Origin of the sequence: Hymenobacter ginkgonis (assembly GCF_009755225.1) — a bacterium.
In the GTDB taxonomy this organism is placed as follows: domain Bacteria; phylum Bacteroidota; class Bacteroidia; order Cytophagales; family Hymenobacteraceae; genus Hymenobacter; species Hymenobacter ginkgonis.
Genome location: NZ_WQKZ01000002.1, coordinates 1,229,370 through 1,247,195, shown reverse-complemented (window position 1 = coordinate 1,247,195; position 17,826 = coordinate 1,229,370). Strand labels below are relative to the sequence as shown.

Annotated in this window: 13 protein-coding genes; 6 read left to right on the top strand and 7 right to left on the bottom strand. The window is 60.7% G+C overall.

Annotated elements, in window-relative coordinates; all coding sequences use genetic code 11:
- The first annotated feature begins 100 nt into the window (after positions 1-100).
- From eno to GO988_RS11060, 3 genes are all read left to right on the top strand, one after another.
- The gene (gene eno, locus GO988_RS11070) at positions 101-1,372 is read left to right on the top strand and encodes a phosphopyruvate hydratase (RefSeq protein WP_157565187.1); all 1,272 of its coding nucleotides are present in this window, start codon (positions 101-103) and stop codon (positions 1,370-1,372) included.
- 153 nt (positions 1,373-1,525) lie between these two features.
- Entirely contained in the window at positions 1,526-1,843 is a 318-nt protein-coding gene (locus tag GO988_RS11065) for an FtsB family cell division protein (RefSeq protein WP_157565185.1), read from the top strand.
- A gap of 251 nt (positions 1,844-2,094) precedes the next feature.
- Entirely contained in the window at positions 2,095-2,484 is a 390-nt protein-coding gene (locus GO988_RS11060) for a hypothetical protein (protein WP_198172637.1), read from the top strand.
- 13 nt (positions 2,485-2,497) lie between these two features.
- Here the strand turns inward: GO988_RS11060 and GO988_RS11055 are convergent, their stop codons facing one another.
- The 7 genes from GO988_RS11055 to GO988_RS11025 form a co-directional block, all read right to left on the bottom strand.
- Positions 2,498-3,304, bottom strand: a complete 807-nt coding sequence (locus tag GO988_RS11055; RefSeq protein WP_157565181.1) for a DUF2490 domain-containing protein — start codon at positions 3,302-3,304, stop codon at positions 2,498-2,500.
- 30 nt (positions 3,305-3,334) lie between these two features.
- A complete protein-coding gene (locus GO988_RS11050) occupies positions 3,335-4,498 on the bottom strand; it encodes an anhydro-N-acetylmuramic acid kinase (protein WP_157565179.1) in 1,164 nt (387 codons plus the stop codon).
- The gene (locus GO988_RS11045; protein WP_157565177.1) at positions 4,495-4,851 is read right to left on the bottom strand and encodes a nucleotide pyrophosphohydrolase; all 357 of its coding nucleotides are present in this window, start codon (positions 4,849-4,851) and stop codon (positions 4,495-4,497) included. Before GO988_RS11045 ends, GO988_RS11050 begins: the two co-directional genes overlap by 4 nt.
- Positions 4,852-4,868: 17 nt before the next feature.
- On the bottom strand, positions 4,869-5,315 hold the full coding sequence (gene dtd, locus GO988_RS11040) for a D-aminoacyl-tRNA deacylase (protein ID WP_157565175.1): 447 nt from the start codon (positions 5,313-5,315) through the stop codon (positions 4,869-4,871).
- Between the two features lie 47 nt (positions 5,316-5,362).
- The gene (mltG, locus tag GO988_RS11035; RefSeq protein WP_157565172.1) at positions 5,363-6,478 is read right to left on the bottom strand and encodes an endolytic transglycosylase MltG; all 1,116 of its coding nucleotides are present in this window, start codon (positions 6,476-6,478) and stop codon (positions 5,363-5,365) included.
- 61 nt (positions 6,479-6,539) lie between these two features.
- Positions 6,540-8,477 carry a carboxypeptidase-like regulatory domain-containing protein gene (locus tag GO988_RS11030; RefSeq protein ID WP_198172636.1) on the bottom strand — a complete coding sequence of 646 codons (1,938 nt, stop codon included), beginning with the start codon at positions 8,475-8,477 and terminating at the stop codon, positions 6,540-6,542.
- Positions 8,478-8,642: 165 nt separating this feature from the next.
- Positions 8,643-9,821, bottom strand: a complete 1,179-nt coding sequence (locus GO988_RS11025; protein WP_157565168.1) for a ribonuclease D — start codon at positions 9,819-9,821, stop codon at positions 8,643-8,645.
- Positions 9,822-10,110: 289 nt separating this feature from the next.
- On the opposite strand from GO988_RS11025, the gene GO988_RS11020 reads away from it, so the two are divergent.
- The 3 genes from GO988_RS11020 (at position 10,111) to GO988_RS24590 (ending at position 17,749) form a co-directional block, all read left to right on the top strand.
- A complete protein-coding gene (locus GO988_RS11020) occupies positions 10,111-13,182 on the top strand; it encodes a SusC/RagA family TonB-linked outer membrane protein (protein WP_157565167.1) in 3,072 nt (1,023 codons plus the stop codon).
- Between the two features lie 41 nt (positions 13,183-13,223).
- Entirely contained in the window at positions 13,224-14,636 is a 1,413-nt protein-coding gene (locus tag GO988_RS11015; protein ID WP_157565164.1) for a RagB/SusD family nutrient uptake outer membrane protein, read from the top strand.
- Between the two features lie 770 nt (positions 14,637-15,406).
- On the top strand, positions 15,407-17,749 hold the full coding sequence (locus GO988_RS24590) for a T9SS type A sorting domain-containing protein (protein WP_198172634.1): 2,343 nt from the start codon (positions 15,407-15,409) through the stop codon (positions 17,747-17,749).
- The last annotated feature ends 77 nt before the right edge of the window (positions 17,750-17,826 follow it).

Below are 17,826 nucleotides of genomic sequence, written 5' to 3'. Positions count from 1 at the left end.
GCTACAGCTTCCGAGAACGTTTGCGGAGCCCCAGGAAATTGTACGCCGTTCTCCAAACCAGCAGGCTACATTTGCATCTCTCATCTTCCTTTACACAAACATGAGCTACATCGCAGCCATTCATGCCCGCCAGATTTTCGACTCGCGCGGCAATCCCACCATCGAAGTTGATGTAACGACCGACTCCGGCACCGTAGGCCGCGCCGCCGTACCCAGCGGCGCCAGCACTGGCGTGCACGAAGCCGTGGAGCTGCGCGATGGCGACAAAGCCATGTACCAGGGCAAAGGCGTGCTCAAAGCCGTCGAAAACGTAAATACCACGATTGCCGAAGAGCTCGTAGGCTTCTCGGTGTACGAGCAGGGCCTGATTGACAAAATCATGCGCGAGCTCGACGGCACCCCCAACAAAGGCAACCTCGGCGCCAACGCCATCCTGGGTGTGAGCCTGGCCGCCGCCCGTGCTGCTGCGCAGGAAGCCGGCCAGCCGCTCTACCGCTACGTAGGGGGGGTAGGCGCTACCACGCTGCCCGTGCCGATGATGAATATCCTGAACGGGGGTTCGCACGCCGACAACAAGATTGACTTCCAGGAATTTATGGTAATGCCCGTGGGCGCCAGCTCGTTCTCGGAGGCGCTGCGCTGGGGCACCGATATCTTCCACACCCTCAAAACGGTGCTGAAGAAAAAGGGCTATAGCACCAACGTAGGCGATGAAGGCGGTTTTGCCCCCGACATTCAGAGCAACGAAGAGGCCATCCAGATTGTGCTGCAAGCCATCGAGCAGGCCGGCTACCAGCCCGGCGAGCAGGTGATGATTGCCCTCGACCCCGCCGCTTCGGAGTTTTTCGTAGATGGCCAGTACCACTTCAAAAAGAGCACCGGCGACAAGCTGACGCCCGAGCAAATGGTGAGCTACTGGGTAGATTGGACCAAGAAATACCCTATCATCAGCATCGAAGACGGCCTGGCCGAAGACGACTGGGCGGGCTGGAAGAGCATCACCGAGCAGGTGGGCAATAAAATCCAGCTCGTGGGCGACGACTTGTTCGTGACCAACGTGGAGCGCCTGCAACGTGGTATTGATGAGCACATTGCCAATGCCATCCTCATTAAGGTAAACCAAATCGGCACGCTCACCGAAACCATCGACGCCGTGAACTTGGGCCGCCGCAACGGCTACAAGTCCATCATGAGCCACCGCTCGGGCGAAACCGAAGACTCGACCATCGCCGACCTGGCCGTGGCCTTGAACACCGGCCAAATCAAAACCGGCTCGGCTTCGCGCTCCGACCGCATGGCCAAGTACAACCAACTGCTGCGCATCGAGGAAGAGCTGGGCGAAATCGCCTACTTCCCCGGCCGCAAAATGTAGTGGCCAGCTACTTGTAGCTAACTAAACAGAACGTCATGCTGAGCAACGCGAAGCATCTCTACCGGCTCGTTGGGTTTTTACCCTGGCGAAACGGCTAAGATGCTTCACTTCGCTCAGCATGACGTTCTTTTGTATTCTGTCAATTCACTTTCGATGCCGCTGCCCGCTTTCCTCTCCCCTACCCTGCGCGTACTGCGCAACTTCTATTTCCTCACGGCCACCGGCTTTGTGGTTTGGATGGTAGTGTTCGACGCCAACGACGTGAGCAAGCAGTACGACATGTACCGCAAGTGGCGCGAGCTGCGCGCCGAAAAAGCCTATTACGAAGCCAACATCGAGACCGTGAAAAGCGACCGCGCCGAGCTGCTTAGCTCGCCCGCGCTGCTGGAAAAGTTTGCCCGCGAAAAGTACCTCATGAAGCGCCCCGGCGAGGACGTGTTCGTGCTCGTACCGCCGCCTGCCGAGCAATAGAGGGGGTAGGCAAACCTGCGCCGCCACAGACTAAAACGCCCGCTATTCTTAGGAGTAGCGGGCGTTTGTATTCGCGGCGAGTAGCCAAGACTTTTAATCCATGCTACTTGGCCGGCCAACCACCGACCCTAAACAGCAGTGTTAGCCAGTAACTCCCTCTCCCTAATGTTCCGAGGTGCAGGCTGCACCACCGCTTACTTTAGGCAATGGTTAATTGGAAAATCTGCGGTTTGCCTCTAGCTGGATTGGCCTTGGCGGCAGGGTGGCCTACCGATGCGCAGCGCACGTTGGCGGCCCCTACCCAGGCACAAGTGGCCAACCGGTTTTTGCGCGAAATACTGCGGGCGGATTACCCCGCCGCCTACCGCCGGCTGGCCCCAGAGGTGCAGGCGACCGTGCGGCTGCCCACTTTCGCGGCCGCGGCTCGGCCGCTGTGGCAGCAAGGGCAGGCGCGCGGCCCCGCCATCACGCTCTACCAAATAGGGGCGCGACTGGGTGGGGAACACAGCCGCAACCAGTGGTTTTGTCGCTTCGCTTTTGCCCGCGATTCGGTGCACCGCCCGCCGCCGGTGCTGCTCGAAGTCACGTTTCGCGACACCACGGCGCGGGCGGTGCTGGGCTTCGGCCTGCGGCGGCGCTGAGGGGGTAGGGCCGCTAATCGGCCGCGGCGCGCTTGGTAAAGTCGAGGTCGTACACCACGTTGAGCCGGAAGCCGTTGTTGTTTTCAAACACCTGGCGGCCAGTAGCACTGTCGAGGCTGCCTTGCAGCGTCCACTGATTGAGGTAGTTCAGCTCCAGCTGAAAACTTTTGGTAAACTGGTAGCCCAGCCCGCCCGAAATCCGGTTCTGGTTGAAAATATTTTGGTTGACATTCGGCCCAAAGCCGATAAAAAGCTCATCAAAAAAAGTGAGGTACCACTCGTGGTCGTCAAGGGTAGGGCCTTGCAAGGCCACCGTGCCGGCCAGCTGGTAGCGGGCGCGGTTTTGGTATTGCCAGCTGGCTACGTCGGTGGGGTGGGCACGGTCGAGCTGACCCAGCCAGCGCTGCTCAAGGCGCAGGCGGTGCGCTAGGTGCAGGCGGCCGTAGGCAGCACCGAAGGTAATGTCTTCGTAGGCACGGTGCTCGGGCGTGGGCTCGCCCAGCTTAGCGCTGGGGTGCAAGCCGTAGGTATAGGTAGTGAAATGGGTGTAGCCGCCGCCCAGCTTCACATCTTTGGCCAAGGTATATACGCCGCCCAGGCGCAGCAATAATTGCTGCGGGCGGCGCCCAAAATCTACGCGCCGCACCTGGACTTCGGTGTGCACGGCCCACTTGGCCGCCACTTTGTGGTCGCCAGTATAGGTAAACCAGCCTATCGAATTTTGGTCAACCAAGCGGGTGTTTTGGGCGAAGGCGGGGGTAGCGAGCAAAGCCAGGCTGCCGACCGCGGGGCCGCACCACTGGCGAAAGAAAGAAGTCATGTGGTTCGCCCTTACGAAATAATGAGCCCCCTAGCCGGGCAGCGAAATTTTGCCCAGGCTAAGCGCGGGGTGGCCGGCCAGCGTTTCGTTGGCCAGCACGGCAAAGAGCAACGCCTCCTTGGCATCGGGCGGCACGCTGGCTTTGGCGGTGCTGAGCAGGCGGGCGGTGGGCAGGTGCCGCGCCAGCGCGGCCAGCAGCGTGGCATTGTGGGCGCCGCCGCCGCTCATCAGCACTTCGGCCGTGGGTTGCGGGCCGAGGTAGTGGCGGGCAGCCTGGGCCACCGACGTGGCGGCAAGCTCGACGAGCGTAGCCAGCAAGTCGGGCGCGGGCAGGCTGGTAGTGGAAGTCTTAGCCTGGCTCGCCTTCAAATACGCGGGCGAAAACAACTCAGGCCCAGTAGTTTTTGGAAAGGGCTGGGCAAAAAACGGGTGGGCCAGCAGCGCCGCCAGCAGGCCCGCGTGCACGTGGCCCTGGGCAGCGAGGTAGCCGCCCGCATCGTAGCTTTTGTTGGGGTAGTGCTGGCGCACCACGTGGTCGAGTAGGGTATTGGCGGGGCCGGTGTCGGTGGCCAGGGCGGGGCCACCGTCGGCGGGCAGCAGCGTGAAGTTGGCAATGCCACCTAGGTTGAGCAGCAGGCGGTTAACACCCGGCTGGCGAAACAGCAGCTCGTCGGCAAACGGCGCCAGCGGTGCGCCTTCGTAGCCGGCCGCCACGTGCTTCTGCCGAAAATCGGAGAGCGTGAGGATGCCCGTGAGCTGCGCCAGGTGGTCGCCGTCGCCGATTTGCAGCGTGGCGTGGTGCGCAAACTCGGGGCGGCCGTGCTGGTGGCGCGGCGCGTGCCAGATGGTTTGGCCGTGGCTGGCCAGCACATCGACTTCGGCCGGCCCTACCCCCCACTTTTGCAGGCAGGCCAGCACCATGTCGGCCTGGCGGCGCGCCACTTCGGCGTGCAGCACCACCACATCTTGCAGCTGCACCGTAGGCTGGCTGATGGCCCGCAGGCGCTGCTGCAAATCGAGGGGGTAGGGCACGGTGGCGAAGTGCTCGAGGGCCACGTGCAGCGTGGCGCCAGCGCCGGTGCAGCGGCACAGCACCACGTCGAGACCATCGAGCGACGTGCCCGACATCAGGCCAATGATGCGGCGGCTGGGCTGCGCGGCCACGGCGGCCAGGCGGGCTATCTGAGCGTTCATAGGGGGGTAGGGGCGGGGGCTAGGCCGCCGGTTAGCTTGGGGTTGTCGCGGTGGCGGGTGGCATCGCGCTGGGTTTTCTTGGCGAGGTTGCGGGCGAGCGCGTCGGTGAGGTCGATGCCGGTTTGGTTGGCTAAACAAATAACTACGAACAGCACGTCGGCCAGCTCATCGCCCAGTTCGCGGCCCTTGTCCGACTCTTTAAACGACTGCTCGCCGTACTGCCGGGCAATGAGGCGGGCCACCTCCCCCACTTCCTCGGTGAGGATGGCCAGGTTGGTCAGCTCGCTGAAATAACGCACGCCGGTAGTTGTAATCCACTCATCAACGGTCGTTTGGGCTTGTTCGATAGTCATAAGAAAGCAGCTAAAAGTTACAACGGTGAGTCGAGCACGATGGTCACCGGGCCATCATTGAGCAGGCGCACCTGCATGTCGGCCCCGAAAATACCGGTGGGCACGGGCTGACCTAGCTCCTGCGCCACCAGCGCCACAAAGCGTTCGTAAAGAGGCTCGGCCACGGCGGGCGGCGCAGCGCCGATGTAGCTAGGGCGGTTGCCCTTGCGCGCATCGGCCAGCAGCGTAAACTGACTGACCACCAGCACTTGGCCATTTATGTCGCGCACGCTGAGGTTCATCTGCCCGTTCTCGTCCGAAAAAATCCGCAGGTTTACCAGCTTGCGTACCATCCAGGCCAGGGCGGCCTCATCGTCGGTGGGGGCGCAGCCGGCCAGCACCAGTAAGCCGGGCCCAATTTGGCCCGTAATGCGATTATCGACGGTGACGGAGGCTTCGCGAACGCGCTGAATTACGAGACGCATTAGTAAGGGGTAGTTCGGTTGAGTGAATAGAGCGTCCTGCCGCGCTTTTACCGCTTGATTTTCAGGCTATCCAAGTGGTGTTGGAAGCGCCGGGCATTGAGTTTATGTTCGGCAAAGGTTTCGGCAAAATCGGAAAAGCCGCTGCCATCGGGGCGTGCGCAAAAAAATATAAACTTGTGGTGCGCCGGGCGCAGCACCGCGTCTAGGGCTTGGGGGTAGGGCGTGGTGATGGGGCCGGGGGGTAGGCCCTTGTGCCGGTACGTATTGTAGGGCGAATCGACTTTTTTATCCACGTTGAGCACGCGCTTGCGGGTGCCTAGGCCGTGCAGCGGCCACAGCAACGTGGGGTCGGCTTGCAGCGGCTGGCCCCGGCGCAGGCGGTTGAGGTACACGCCCGCGATAAGCGGCTTGTCGGTGGGCTGGGCCGTTTCGCGCTGCACGATGCTGGCTAGCACCGCCACTTGCACCTTGCTCATCTTCAACGAATCAGCCTCGTGCAAGCGGGTAGCAGTCCAGAAGCGTCGGTGCCGGGCCGCCACCGAGTCGAGGAACGCTGCTGCCGTTGTGGGCCACACTAACCGCAGCTGCCCCGGAATGAACAGCGTGCGCACCGTGGCCGTATCGAGGCCGAAGTGGCTGACCAGGTACGCGTTATCAATCAGCAACTGATGCAGCTGGGTGGTGTCGGTATTGAGCTGGCGGCCGGCTTGGCGGGGCAGTTGCGGCAGGTAGTTGAAGGGCTTGAGGGTGAAAGCCAGTGTATCCTGGCGGCCGCTGGCCAGCAGCTGCACCAGGGCCAGGTTGCCCGCGCCGGCCGGCAGCGTGTAGCGGCCGGGCTGCACGGGGTGGGCCGGCGTGCCGTAGCCACGCCAGCGCGCGACCCAGGCAAACGTCTGGTAGCGTTCGAGTTGGCCGGGCCGCCGCAGCGAGTCGAGCACGGCGTTCAGCCCTACCCCCCGCCGAATGTAGAGGTAGGCGGGGCCTTCTACAGCCGTTGGCACGTTGGGCCGCAGCAATACGTGGTAAAGTGCAGCCGCGGCGCCCAGCACCAGGCTCAGCACCACGCCCGCCACCAGCAGGGCCAGCCGCCCGCGCGCCGGCCGGGGCGCCGGGGGCGGAGCTGGGGGCAGCACTGGCGGTAGGGAGGGGGTAGGGTCAGTCATGCGGGAAAGCGGCGGGCCGCGGCCCGGCTTCAAAAGTAACCCCAGCCGGGCGGCCCGGGCCCTAGCGCCGCTGCAAGCGGTAGCAAAGACCCACCGTGAGTAGCCACCGGTCGGGCCGCCACGGTACCTCTGCAGTGGGCTGGCCGGCGAGGTACACCTGCGCTTCGGCGGCGGGCAGGGGTAAAATGGCGGTATTGGCTACGCTAAAAAACCCTTCGTCCGTTTCCTGCAAGCGGAGCTGCGAGCGGGTGCGCAGCGGCAGCAGGTAGCCCAGGTCAGCAGCCAAGTCGAGTTGGTGGCCCAGTTCCAGGGCCAGGCCCAGCTTGGGCTGCAGGGCGGTGGTTTGGGTTTGCAGGGCCAGTGTCAAGCTGCTGGCAGCCAAGTGCGTACCAGCCAGTTGCAAATCTGCGTCGGGGTTGTCGAAGGTGCCGAGCGAGCGGCCCACTGCCTGCCGCACATAGCCCAGTCCTACCCTGCCCCACAGTGGCCGGCCGCGCGGGTTCAGGTTGCGGGCGTAAGTTAGGCCCGCTTCCCACCCCTCCCCTTGCAGCTGCCCCCCTAGCAGGCTGCGCTGAAACCCATACGCCGCCAGCGACTTCGTGACGGCTACCTGCGCCCCAAAGCCGAAGTAGCAGGCTACTGCTGGCTTGTTCGTAGTTGCCTGGCCATCGGCCCGAAAGGCCGAGCCTACCGGTGCTACCACGGCCCGTGCCACCGCGCCCGGCCCCGTTAGCGGCAGCAAACCAGCCGCGTACGTATAGCTAAGCCGGCGAGCCACTTGGCCCAGCCACGGGCGGCGGGGGGCGGGCGGCGCAGGGGCCGGCAGCGTATCAGCCGCGGGCCGCGCTGCCTGGGCTAGCAGGTCGAGCCGCAACTGGGTAGGCGGCAGGCTGATGGTATAGTGGTTCCAGAAGGCCGAATCGTAGGGGGTAGGGCTGGCCAGAAAAATGTCGGCGTACTGAGTGCGCTCGCGGTAAGTAGGCGGCGGGGTCTGTGCCGTGTCGATGGCCGTGGTCAGGTACTCGGCTAGGTGGCGCCGCACGTGGCCCGCCAGTGGCTCGCCTAACGTATTATACCACACGCTTTTGAGGTGGTAGCGCCCGGCGTAACGCTGGTAGTCAACCCGATAGGCGCGCTCCGTGGCCCTAAACAACAGCACCCGCTCGCGCCGAATGCCCGTTGGCGTGCGGTGCCATTCGGCCCCCAAAAAAGCGTAGCTCTGCTCGTCGATGTAGAGTTGGCCCGCAAAATTAGCCCGGTTGGTACCCGGCCGGGGCTCGAAAGTGATAACATATACCGCCCGCCCCTGAAACGTAGTTTGGGGACTAAAACGGTACTGATAATCCTTGAAATGCGCGGCGCTGATAAACTCGGCCCGGCTGTGCACAAAGTCGAAGCGATGCGGAATAAACGGCCCCGCTATCCAGTTGATGGGGGGTAGGGCCGCCCCGGGCTGGCGCGGGCGCAAGTCTACTTTGCGCGCTTGCAGCACTTGCACGTCGCCTTGGTCGCGCGGGCGGGGGTAGGGGGGCTTGCGCACCAGCAGCACGCCTTCGGCCAGGTACTCGTAGGTGTGGGCCGTGGCATCTTCGTCCGACTCGCGTAGGAAACCCGTGAGCCGCGTTGGCCGCACCGGGTAGTTTTGCGCAATGCGCGCCACGGCCTCCCGAATAATACTTGTAGCCGACGACGTGATGGCCACTGTACCCAGCCCGGCGGGGTTACTACTCAGCTCGATGCGCAGTTCGGGGCCGGGCAAGGGGGGTAGGGCCCGCATGTAGCGGCGGTAGCCCAGCAGTGCCACTTCGAGCTCGCTGGCTTGGTAGGCGGCCGGCACGCGCAGCGCAAACCGGCCATCGCTATTAGTACTCGTACCTAGCTTGTTGCCCCCAATACCTACCTGCGCATTCGGGATGGGCTGGTGCGTACCGGCATCGAGCACGAGGCCACGCAGCACGGCATCTTGCGCGGCGGCGGGCAGGCTCACACTGAGCAGCATCAGCCACAAAGCGGTATAAAAAAGAACGTCCTGCTGAGCTGGTCGAAGCACCGCTACTGCCTGTACTAGGGTTGAAACCCTGACGGTGGGGTAGAGATGCTTCGACCAGCTCAGCATGACGTTCCTATCATTAACAGCTTACCGTTAACTATTTATCAGCAACTCCTACCCTACCAAAGGCTCGGCTAGCTCGGCAGTCGAGAGGCCATGTTGGGAGGCGGTTTCCGCTAGCAACTGGCGCTGCCAGGGGCGCAGCGCTACCAAGCTACCCTGCTCCACTACGTCGCCAATGAGCCGGTTGCTGAGCACAGTATTAGCCAGTACGGGGCTAAAATCGGTGCTTAAGTGGTTTTTGAGAGCGGTGAGCAGCGCTTCGCGGGCTTCGGCGCGGGCGGCAGCGGGGCCCCCGAAACGCCGCCGAAACGGCTGTGGGCGACGCTGGTCGGCGGGCAGCGGGCCATCGGGCGCCAAGTCGGCAGTGGCCAGCGCCACCAACTCGTCGGCAAAGGGCGCACGCTTGAGGTCGGGGTGCAGGCCACCGGCTCCGCGCAAAGCGCCGTGTGAGGCAATGGGCTGGCGCGTGAGCTCTACCAAACGGTCGTTGCTGAGCACCATGTAGCTGGGCCGGTCGAGCTGGCGCGCCACGCGGTCGCGCAGGGCAAATAGCTCCCGAAACAACGGCAGCTCGTCGGGCGCAATGCGGTACTTGCCAGCTAGGCGCAAGTGCGGGCGCAGCTCGCCGCGGCCGTAGCGCACGGCCTCCAGCGCGTGGTTTTCTTCGGCGGCCCACTGGGCCCTACCCTGCTCTTGGAGGCGCACGGCCAGGCGGTCGGTCAACTCAAATAGGTAGAGCACGTCGTTGGCAGCGTACTCCTTTTGGGCTTCGGTGAGGGGGCGCTTCAGCCAGTTCGATTTCTGCTCGCCCTTGTCAACCTCAAAGCCTAACTCGCTCTGAATGAGCCGACCCAACGAGATATTATTATCCTCCAAAGCCAGGAGTGTGAACTGCACACTGGTATCGACGATGTTGCGGCAATGCACGTCGAACAGCTCGTCGAGCAGCAAAATATCCGACTTGCAGGAGTGAAACACCTTGGCCACGGCTGGGTCGCGGCACACGGCAAACAATGGCTCTAGCCCGGCGGCCATTTCGGGCTCTAGTGGCAGCGGGTCAATTAAATAAACCTGCTCGCCATCAAATACCTGAATAAGCGCCAGGTGGCGGCCGTAGCGGTAGCGGTTGTCGTCAAATTCCAGGTCGATGCCGATGCGCGGCAGCGTGGCGAGGTGGGCGGCCACATCGGCCACCTGGGCCGCCGTGGTGAGGTAGTGAATGGTGCTCATGCGTGCGGCAAAGGTACGGGGCCTAGCCTATGCCGCCGTACCGCTTTGGGGCTAATGTAACAGGCTGAAAGAGCCTTTTCTCTGTTTACACTATTTTTTTATAAATACCCTAAAATGCAGGGGTAAGCTTATTCTTAAATCCTATTTATTACGGATTAACCCCTATTTATTTTAGGCTATTTTACCAAGATTTAGTAAAATCTTGATTTACCCTCCCTTTATTTGCACCTACCCGCTCAGTTTATTTAAGGTTTAATTATCACTTCACCATCTTCTTGACTACTACCCTATGCGAAACCTTTTTACTCCCTTACTAGTGATGGCGGCTTTGCCAGCGTTTGCCCAGACGCAGGCGGTAACTGGCCACGTCATCGGCTCCGATGGGGTGCCGGTGCCGGGCGCTACCATTGTCGAGCGCGGCACTACCAACGGCGTAACTAGCAATGCCGATGGCGCCTTCTCGCTCTCGGTGCAGCCTCAGGCTACGCTGGTTATCAGCTCGGTAGGCTACACCAGCCAGACGGTGGCCGTGGGCAGCCGCCGCACCATTGATGTAACGCTGGCCGCCAGCGCTACCGACCTGGCCGAAGCCGTGGTGGTTGGCTACGGCACCCAAACCAAGGCCGACCTCACGGGCTCGGTAGCGCAGCTGTCGAGCAAAGAGGTAGGCAACCAGCCGGTGCAATCGTTCGAGCAGTCCATTCAGGGCAAGGCAGCGGGGGTATTTATCGAAAGCAGCAGCGGCAAGCTAGGCCAGGGCATCCGGGTGCGGGTGCGGGGGGTATCGAGCATCAGCGGGGGCACGCAGCCGCTGTACGTGGTGGATGGGGTGCCCGTAGTGGCCGATAACCTGTCATCCACTACGGCCACAACCAACCCCATTGCCGATATCAACCCCAATGACATCGAGAGCATTTCGGTGCTGAAAGACGGGTCGGCCTCGGCCATCTACGGCTCGCGAGCCACCAATGGGGTAGTGCTCATCACTACCAAGCGTGGTAAGGCCGGGGCTACGCGCTTCAACTTCAACGTGCAGGGCGGCTACAGCGAGCCTACGCACAAGCGCGAATTCTTGAACAGCCAAGAATACGTGACCTTGCTCACGGAGTCGCTCGTGAACCGCGGCACCACGTTTGCCGTGCCGGCCAATATTGCCAGCCGCCTCAGCGGCTACGCGGGCGGCGTAAGCGACCCGCTTACCTACAATACTGACTGGCAAGACCAGGTGCTGCAAAAGGCTGGCTTTCAGCAGTACGACTTCAATACCAGCGGCGGCACCGATAAAACCCGGTTTTACCTGTCGGGCCAGTACAGCAAGCAGAAGGGCATCATCGTCAGCAACCAATACGAGCGGATTGCCTCGCGCTTCAACATCGACCACCAGGCTACTAAGTGGCTGTCTTTTGGCCTCAATTTAACGGCCACGCGCTCGGTCAACAACCGGGTGCCCAACGACAACGCGTTCAGCACGCCGATGCAGATTGTGGCCCTAGCCCCCATTACGCCGCTCATCGACCCACGCTCGGGCCAGGTGAGCGGCGCGCTAGACCCCACTACGGGCCTGCCCAACACGGGCTTTCCTTTCTATTACAACCCCCTACTGAGTATTCAGGGGGGCTCATACATCACCACGGTGTACCGGCTGCTGGGCAACGTGTATGCCCAGGCCAAGCTGACCGAGGGCCTGCTATTTCGCTCGGAACTGGGCACCGATGTGTTGACCCAAAACGAGGAGCAGTACCTGAGCCGCGTCACGTCGCGCAATACGGGCAATACTAATGGCTACGCCTACAATGCCGCTACCAACGACGTAAAGCTGGTTTTAAACAACTACTTCTCGTATAAGAAGACGTTTGCCGAAGACCACGCGCTCGATGTTACCGTCGGCACCAGCTACGAATCCTCGACTATTAAAGGCAATAGCGTGACGGGCACCCAGTTTGCTTCGGATGCCTACCGCACCATCGACAACGCTTCGCAAATCACGGCGGGTACGTCTTACACTACGGGTTATACGCTGGTATCGTACTTTGCCCGGGCGTCCTACGCCTTCGCCGGCAAATACCTGGTAGGGGCCAGCAGCCGCATCGACGGCTCGTCACGCTTCGGCATCGAGCGGCGCTACGGTATTTTTCCGGCCGGCTCTATCGGGTGGCTCATATCGGAAGAGAGTTTCATGAAAAATAACCCTACCCTGAGCTTGCTCAAGGTGCGGGGGAGCATTGGCAAAACCGGCAACGCGGGCTTTCCCAACTTTGCTTCGCGCAGCCTGTGGACGGGCGCCAACGCGGGCTACGTCGGCACGCCGGGGCAGCGCCCCTATCAAATAGGCAACGATTTCCTGACCTGGGAATCGACGGTGCAATACGACGCGGGCCTAGAATACGGCTTATTTAATAACCGCATCAGCGGGGAGGTGGATATCTATCGCAAGAATACAACGGGCCTTTTGCTGGCGCAGCCCCTACCCGGCACTTCAGGCTTCTCGACCTATAATGCCAACGTGGGCAGCCTACGTAACCAAGGCATCGAGTTCACGCTGACTACACGCAACCTGGTAGGCGATTTCAACTGGACAACCAGCGTGAACGCTTCCATCAACCGCAACAAAGTGCTGGACCTGGCGGGCCCCGACATCCTGGGTAGCTTTCTCAACCGGGCGCAGGCGGGGCAGCCGCTGGGCGTGTTTGTTGGCCCCGAGTACGCCGGTGTAGACCCTGCCAACGGCAACGCGCTCTATTACCTGAACTCGGCCAACGCCGACGGTACTATCAACCGCAACACGACTACTAATATCAATCTGGCGGCCAACGTGCCCATCGGCAACCCCAACCCTACTTGGACGGGCGGTATCACCAACACCTTTAGCTTTAAAGGATTCGACTTGACGGCCACGCTGGTAGGCGTATTTGGCAACCAGATTTACGACGGTGGCGCGCCGTTCTTCTCGTCAAGCTTCAACAACGGCTTCGACAACCAGACGCGCGACCAGCTGAACCGCTGGCAGAAGCCAGGCGACATTACCAACGTGCCCAAGGCTATCTATGGCGGCGGCAACGGCACCGGCCAGTCGTCGCGCTTTGTGCAAAACGGCGACTATGGCCGCCTGCGTTCGGTGCTGCTCGGCTACAACCTACCCAGCACCCTGGCCAAGCGGGCCTACCTGCAGTCGGCCCGCATATTTGTGCAAGGCTACAACCTGCTGACTTTCACTAAATACACCGGCTGGGACCCCGAAGTGAGCGCCGACTACGTGACGGGTGGCACTAACGGCTCGAGCAACAACATCAGCCAGGGTATCAGCTTCTACACCGCGCCGCAGGCTCGCACCTACACCATTGGCCTCAACCTGGGATTCTAGGCCGTGCCGCGCGCTTTTCTCCCTCTTTAGCCTCTATTATTATGAAGAAGATAGTACCCGGCCTGTTGGCCATGGCCCTGCTGGCCGCGGCCCTGCCCAGCTGCAACAACAAGCTCAACGTTCAACCCGTTACGTACATAGATACGTCCACAGCCTTCAACAACGCCAGCGATGTGCAGGCGGCGCTGGTAGGCTGCTACACGGGTCTGCAAAGCGTCAACCTCTACGGCGGCTACCTCCAGCTGATGACGGACCTGCTGGCCGATAACGGCGACGAGAGCTTCGTGGGCACGTTTACGCAGCCCCAAGAGGCCCAGCGCAAAACGCTGCTCATCACCAACTCGCAGGTGAGCGCAACCTGGCTGAGTGCCTACGACGTTATCAACCGCACCAACAACGTGCTGGCCAACCTCAGCAAGCTTAGCACACCAGCCCAGCAAGCCAGCGTAGAAGGCGAAGCCAAATTCATCCGTAGCCTGGTTTATTTTGACTTGGTGCGCATGTTTGGCCGGGCCTGGAACGATGGCACGCCCGCCAGCAACCCGGGCGTCCCGCTGGTACTGGCGCCAACCCTCACGGCGGCCGACGCGCTGCCTGTGGCGCGCAACACCGTGGCTGACGTGTATACCCAAATTATTACCGACTTGACCACCGCCGAAGCCCGCCTAATTACCGGTGGCGGCCTCAACTCGTTTTCGGCCTCGCGCTATGCTTGCGCGGCGCTGCTGGCGCGGGTGTACCTGCAGCAAGGCGACTTCGCCAACGCCGCCGCCGCCGCCAACCGGGCGCTGGCCACTACTTCGCTCGGACTCAATCCTTTTTACGGCGCAAATTTTGGGTTTACGACGGCCAACGTTTCGGCCGCAACTATTTCCATCACCACGAACACCAACACGATTGAAGATATTTTTGCTATTCAAGTTACGGCCCAAAGCGGTACTAACCAGCTAAATACCTTCTACGCCCGCAACCGCCGGGCCGATGTGACGGTGCTACCGCAGTTCACCAGCTTGTTTGAAACCGGTGATAGCCGCGCGCTGCTCTACACCCCCGCCACAGCCTCCGTTGCCTCCTACACCCGCAAGTACGACGCGCTGTATGGCAACGTTAAACTCATTCGCGTGGACGAGATGCTGCTGACCCGGGCCGAAGCCAACTTCCGGGCCGGGGGCACCCCGGTGGGAGCTACCCCCCTCGCCGACGTCAACGCGGTGCGCACCCGCGCGGGCCTGCCAGCCCTGGCTACCGTCACGCTGGCGGCTATTCTTAAAGAACGCCGCCTTGAATTAGCTTTCGAAGGCTTCCGCCTCGGCGACCTCAAGCGCAACCAAGAAACGACGGTTGACCCTCTTACCAACGCCAGCATTCCGTGGAATGCCAGCCGCTTGGTATTCCCCATCCCCTTCCGCGAAATCAACGTCAACCCCAATTTGGTGCAGAACGCCGGGTACTAGCCCAGCCCCTTTCCCCTCCTACCTCCCGCAAGTGGCCCCAAGGACTCGGAGCCGCTTGCGGGAGGTAGGAGGGGAAAGGGTGCTTAGCGTCTGGCAGCAAAGTAGCCGCGGCAGCGTTTGGGCGATGCCAGAAAAGCCTACCTCGCCATGTCTTGCGCATCGCGGAGTTGCTATAACCCAAGTCCTAATATAACGCAAGTCCTATCGGCCTGCGCTGCGCCGACCCAGCCGCCAGCTAGGTCTGTTTGCAGCTATTAACCAAGCTACTAGGTGAAAGCGAAATCGTGGCGGAATAAGCCACCAACTATTTTTCAAGGCTGAAAATACCGCAATCGTTTGCATAAACGATTGCGGTATTTTCATTCCTGGCCTTCCGGAAAACGGGTGTTTTTTTCTTGTTTATCGCTACTACCTTCCAAGTAAAATTATTTTCAGGCCTGGCCAAGTAGGCGCCAGGGCAGCGGTTTTGCCTGTCCGCCCCCTGGGTACAGTTCTATTTTACTCATAAGGTGATTACTTATTACCTAGCTGCATAAAGCATGTTTATATAAAACACTTAGTATTTAACTCCATTTTCCGTCCGCCACTACTGCTTTGCCTATGAGAAATACGCGCAATTCTTAGTACACCTACCCACCCAATTTGCACTTATTATGAATTCATTTTTTTTCTCTTTTTGTGGTAAAACCTCTACCTGGAAGGCCCAAACGGCGCTCGCAACCGCAGCCCTAAGTTTGCTGAGCCTGCGTTCCTTTGCGCAAACCCCGCTTGTGTACTCTGCCGAAAATACGGGGGGTAGCTGCGCCGCGCCGCCGCTGCCCACTTTTGCTCAACTGCCTGCCATTCAGCCGTTGCCAGACCCTTTTTTGTGGGCCGATGGCCGGGGGCGCACCACCAATTTCAGCGATTGGGAATGCCGGCGCAACGAAATCAAAGCCCAAATCGAAAATTACGAGATAGGCACCAAGCCCGTTAAGCCCCAGACCATTACGGCCATCTATACCGCCGGCACGGGCACGGCGGGCACGCTCACCGTGAACGTAACGGTGAACGGCAAGACGGCCACCCTGACTTCGCAGGTTGTGCTGCCCACGGGCGCGGGCCCATTTCCGGCCGTGATTGGCATGAACAGCCCCACTGGCAGCGTTCCGGCGGCGGTTTTCACTGGCCGCAACGTGGCCACCATCCAGTACAACCACAACAACGTCACGACTTATGGCAACCCGCAGCTGACGGACCCTTTCTACCAGCTCTACCCCGACCACGACTTGTCTAACTCGGGGCAGTACGCGGCTTGGTCGTGGGGCGTGAGCCGCCTCATCGACGGCTTGGAGCTAGTGCAGGCTAGCCTACCCATCGACCTGAAGCATATTGGCGTTACGGGTTGCTCCTACGCCGGCAAGATGGCCCTTTTTGCCGGTGCCCTCGACGAGCGCATCGCCCTAACCATTGCCCAAGAATCGGGGGGTGGGGGCGCGCCCGCCTGGCGCGTATCCGAAACCCTGGGCGGAGTAGAAAAGCTGGATGCCACAGACTATAACTGGTTTAAGGACGACATGAAGCAGTTTGCTACCACCAACGTGCCAAAGCTGCCCCATGACCACCACGAGCTGATGGCCATGGTGGCGCCTCGCGCGCTACTAGTAACGGGCAACACCGATTTTGAGTGGCTGGCCAACCCTTCCGCCTACGTTTCGGCCCGGGCCACGCACGAGGTGTACAAAACGTTTGGCTTGGGCGACCGGTTTGGCTTTTACATCGACGGCGGCCACAACCACTGCGCCGTGCCCACCGCCCAAGTGCCCGTGATGCAGGCTTTTGTAGACAAGTTTTTGCTGGGCAATACCACCGTCAGCACCGACTATACCACCAACCCCTACCCCGCAGTAGATTACCAACGCTGGTACAAGTGGTGGGGTACGGGCAACCCCGTTTTGGCGCCGTTGCCGCCCGAGCCGCTCGGCAAAAGAATCTGGCTAGAAGCCGAGTGCGCCACGGTGGGGGCAGGTTGGGAAACCTTGAAGGACGCCGACGCCTCCAACGGCACCTATGTGAAAGTAAAAAGCGGCCTCAGCAGCCCCACTACGGCCCCGGCCGATGCCGCAGCCGCCCTGGTTATGCCCTTTACCACGGACAGTGCCGGCACGTATAATTTTCTGGCCCGGCTCAGCGTACCCACGGCTGATGATTTTAGCTACTGGCTGAAGATTGACAACAATGCTTATCAAGCCGTTGGCAGCCAACTTCTAAACAATACCGGCTTTGAAAACGGGCTCACGGGCTGGACCACCCTGAATTCGACTGGCGCTACCATTTCGGCCAATACCGTGGCGGCGGATGCCCATACCGGCAGCGGCTCGCTGAAAGTAGTTAACCCTACCCCCCAGCCCGGCAGCCAGTGGAAAGTACAAGTGTCGAGCGCCGCATTTGCGACCACCGTCGGCAAGCAGTACGTGATATCATACTGGGTGAAAGCGGCGGCAGCAGGCGGCTCCATCCGAATTTCTACCGGGCCCTCCGGCGCGCAGTACCAAGCCGACCAACCTATCGGCACGGCGTGGCAGCAGGTTTCCTGGACTATCACCGCGACCCTGGCTTCCACTACTTTTCTGTTTGATATGGGGCAGGTGGCCAACACCTACTACATTGATGACGCCAGCGTAAAAGAAGTGGGCGCCGATGGCTGGCGCTGGGTAAAGCTGAGAGATGCCGTGCTGCCCATCGGGGCGCACACTCTCACCATTGGCTACAATGCCGGGGGCAGCGCCAAGTTGGATAAGATGCTGGTTACCACCTCCAATGCTGTAATTACTGGCGTAGGCTCTACGGCCAACAATTGCGGTGTCGTCACGGCTACTGTTAGTGCGGCGACCAGCAATGGCATCGAAGTTTATCCAAACCCTGCCACCGACAAAATCAACATTAAGTTAGAAGCTAACCTGCTGAATGTAAAAAGCATAGAAATGATTGACGTGGTAGGCCGGGTGCTGTCGCGGGTGAGCGTAGGCAAGCAAACTACACTCACCATCCCCAGCGACAAGTTTAAGCCCGGCGTTTACGTGGTTCGCTTCAACGGCGACGTGGTAACCACCCAACGCGTAGCTATTCAATAACTTGCCAATAAAAATTTCCCATCCTAGTGGGAAGTTTTACAACCAGTTGGTGGTTTTTAACGCCAAAAGCATCATTC

What these genes read in the sequence shown, in the direction of transcription:
- eno (WP_157565187.1), top strand. Translation starts at nt 101, where the DNA reads ATGAGCTACATCGCAGCCATTCATGCCCGCCAGATTTTCGACTCGCGC.
- GO988_RS11065 (WP_157565185.1), top strand. Translation starts at nt 1,526, where the DNA reads ATGCCGCTGCCCGCTTTCCTCTCCCCTACCCTGCGCGTACTGCGCAAC.
- GO988_RS11055 (WP_157565181.1), bottom strand. Translation starts at nt 3,304, where the DNA reads ATGACTTCTTTCTTTCGCCAGTGGTGCGGCCCCGCGGTCGGCAGCCTG.
- GO988_RS11050 (WP_157565179.1), bottom strand. Translation starts at nt 4,498, where the DNA reads ATGAACGCTCAGATAGCCCGCCTGGCCGCCGTGGCCGCGCAGCCCAGC.
- GO988_RS11045 (WP_157565177.1), bottom strand. Translation starts at nt 4,851, where the DNA reads ATGACTATCGAACAAGCCCAAACGACCGTTGATGAGTGGATTACAACT.
- dtd (WP_157565175.1), bottom strand. Translation starts at nt 5,315, where the DNA reads ATGCGTCTCGTAATTCAGCGCGTTCGCGAAGCCTCCGTCACCGTCGAT.
- mltG (WP_157565172.1), bottom strand. Translation starts at nt 6,478, where the DNA reads ATGACTGACCCTACCCCCTCCCTACCGCCAGTGCTGCCCCCAGCTCCG.
- GO988_RS11030 (WP_198172636.1), bottom strand. Translation starts at nt 8,477, where the DNA reads ATGCTGCTCAGTGTGAGCCTGCCCGCCGCCGCGCAAGATGCCGTGCTG.
- GO988_RS11025 (WP_157565168.1), bottom strand. Translation starts at nt 9,821, where the DNA reads ATGAGCACCATTCACTACCTCACCACGGCGGCCCAGGTGGCCGATGTG.
- GO988_RS11020 (WP_157565167.1), top strand. Translation starts at nt 10,111, where the DNA reads ATGCGAAACCTTTTTACTCCCTTACTAGTGATGGCGGCTTTGCCAGCG.
- GO988_RS11015 (WP_157565164.1), top strand. Translation starts at nt 13,224, where the DNA reads ATGAAGAAGATAGTACCCGGCCTGTTGGCCATGGCCCTGCTGGCCGCG.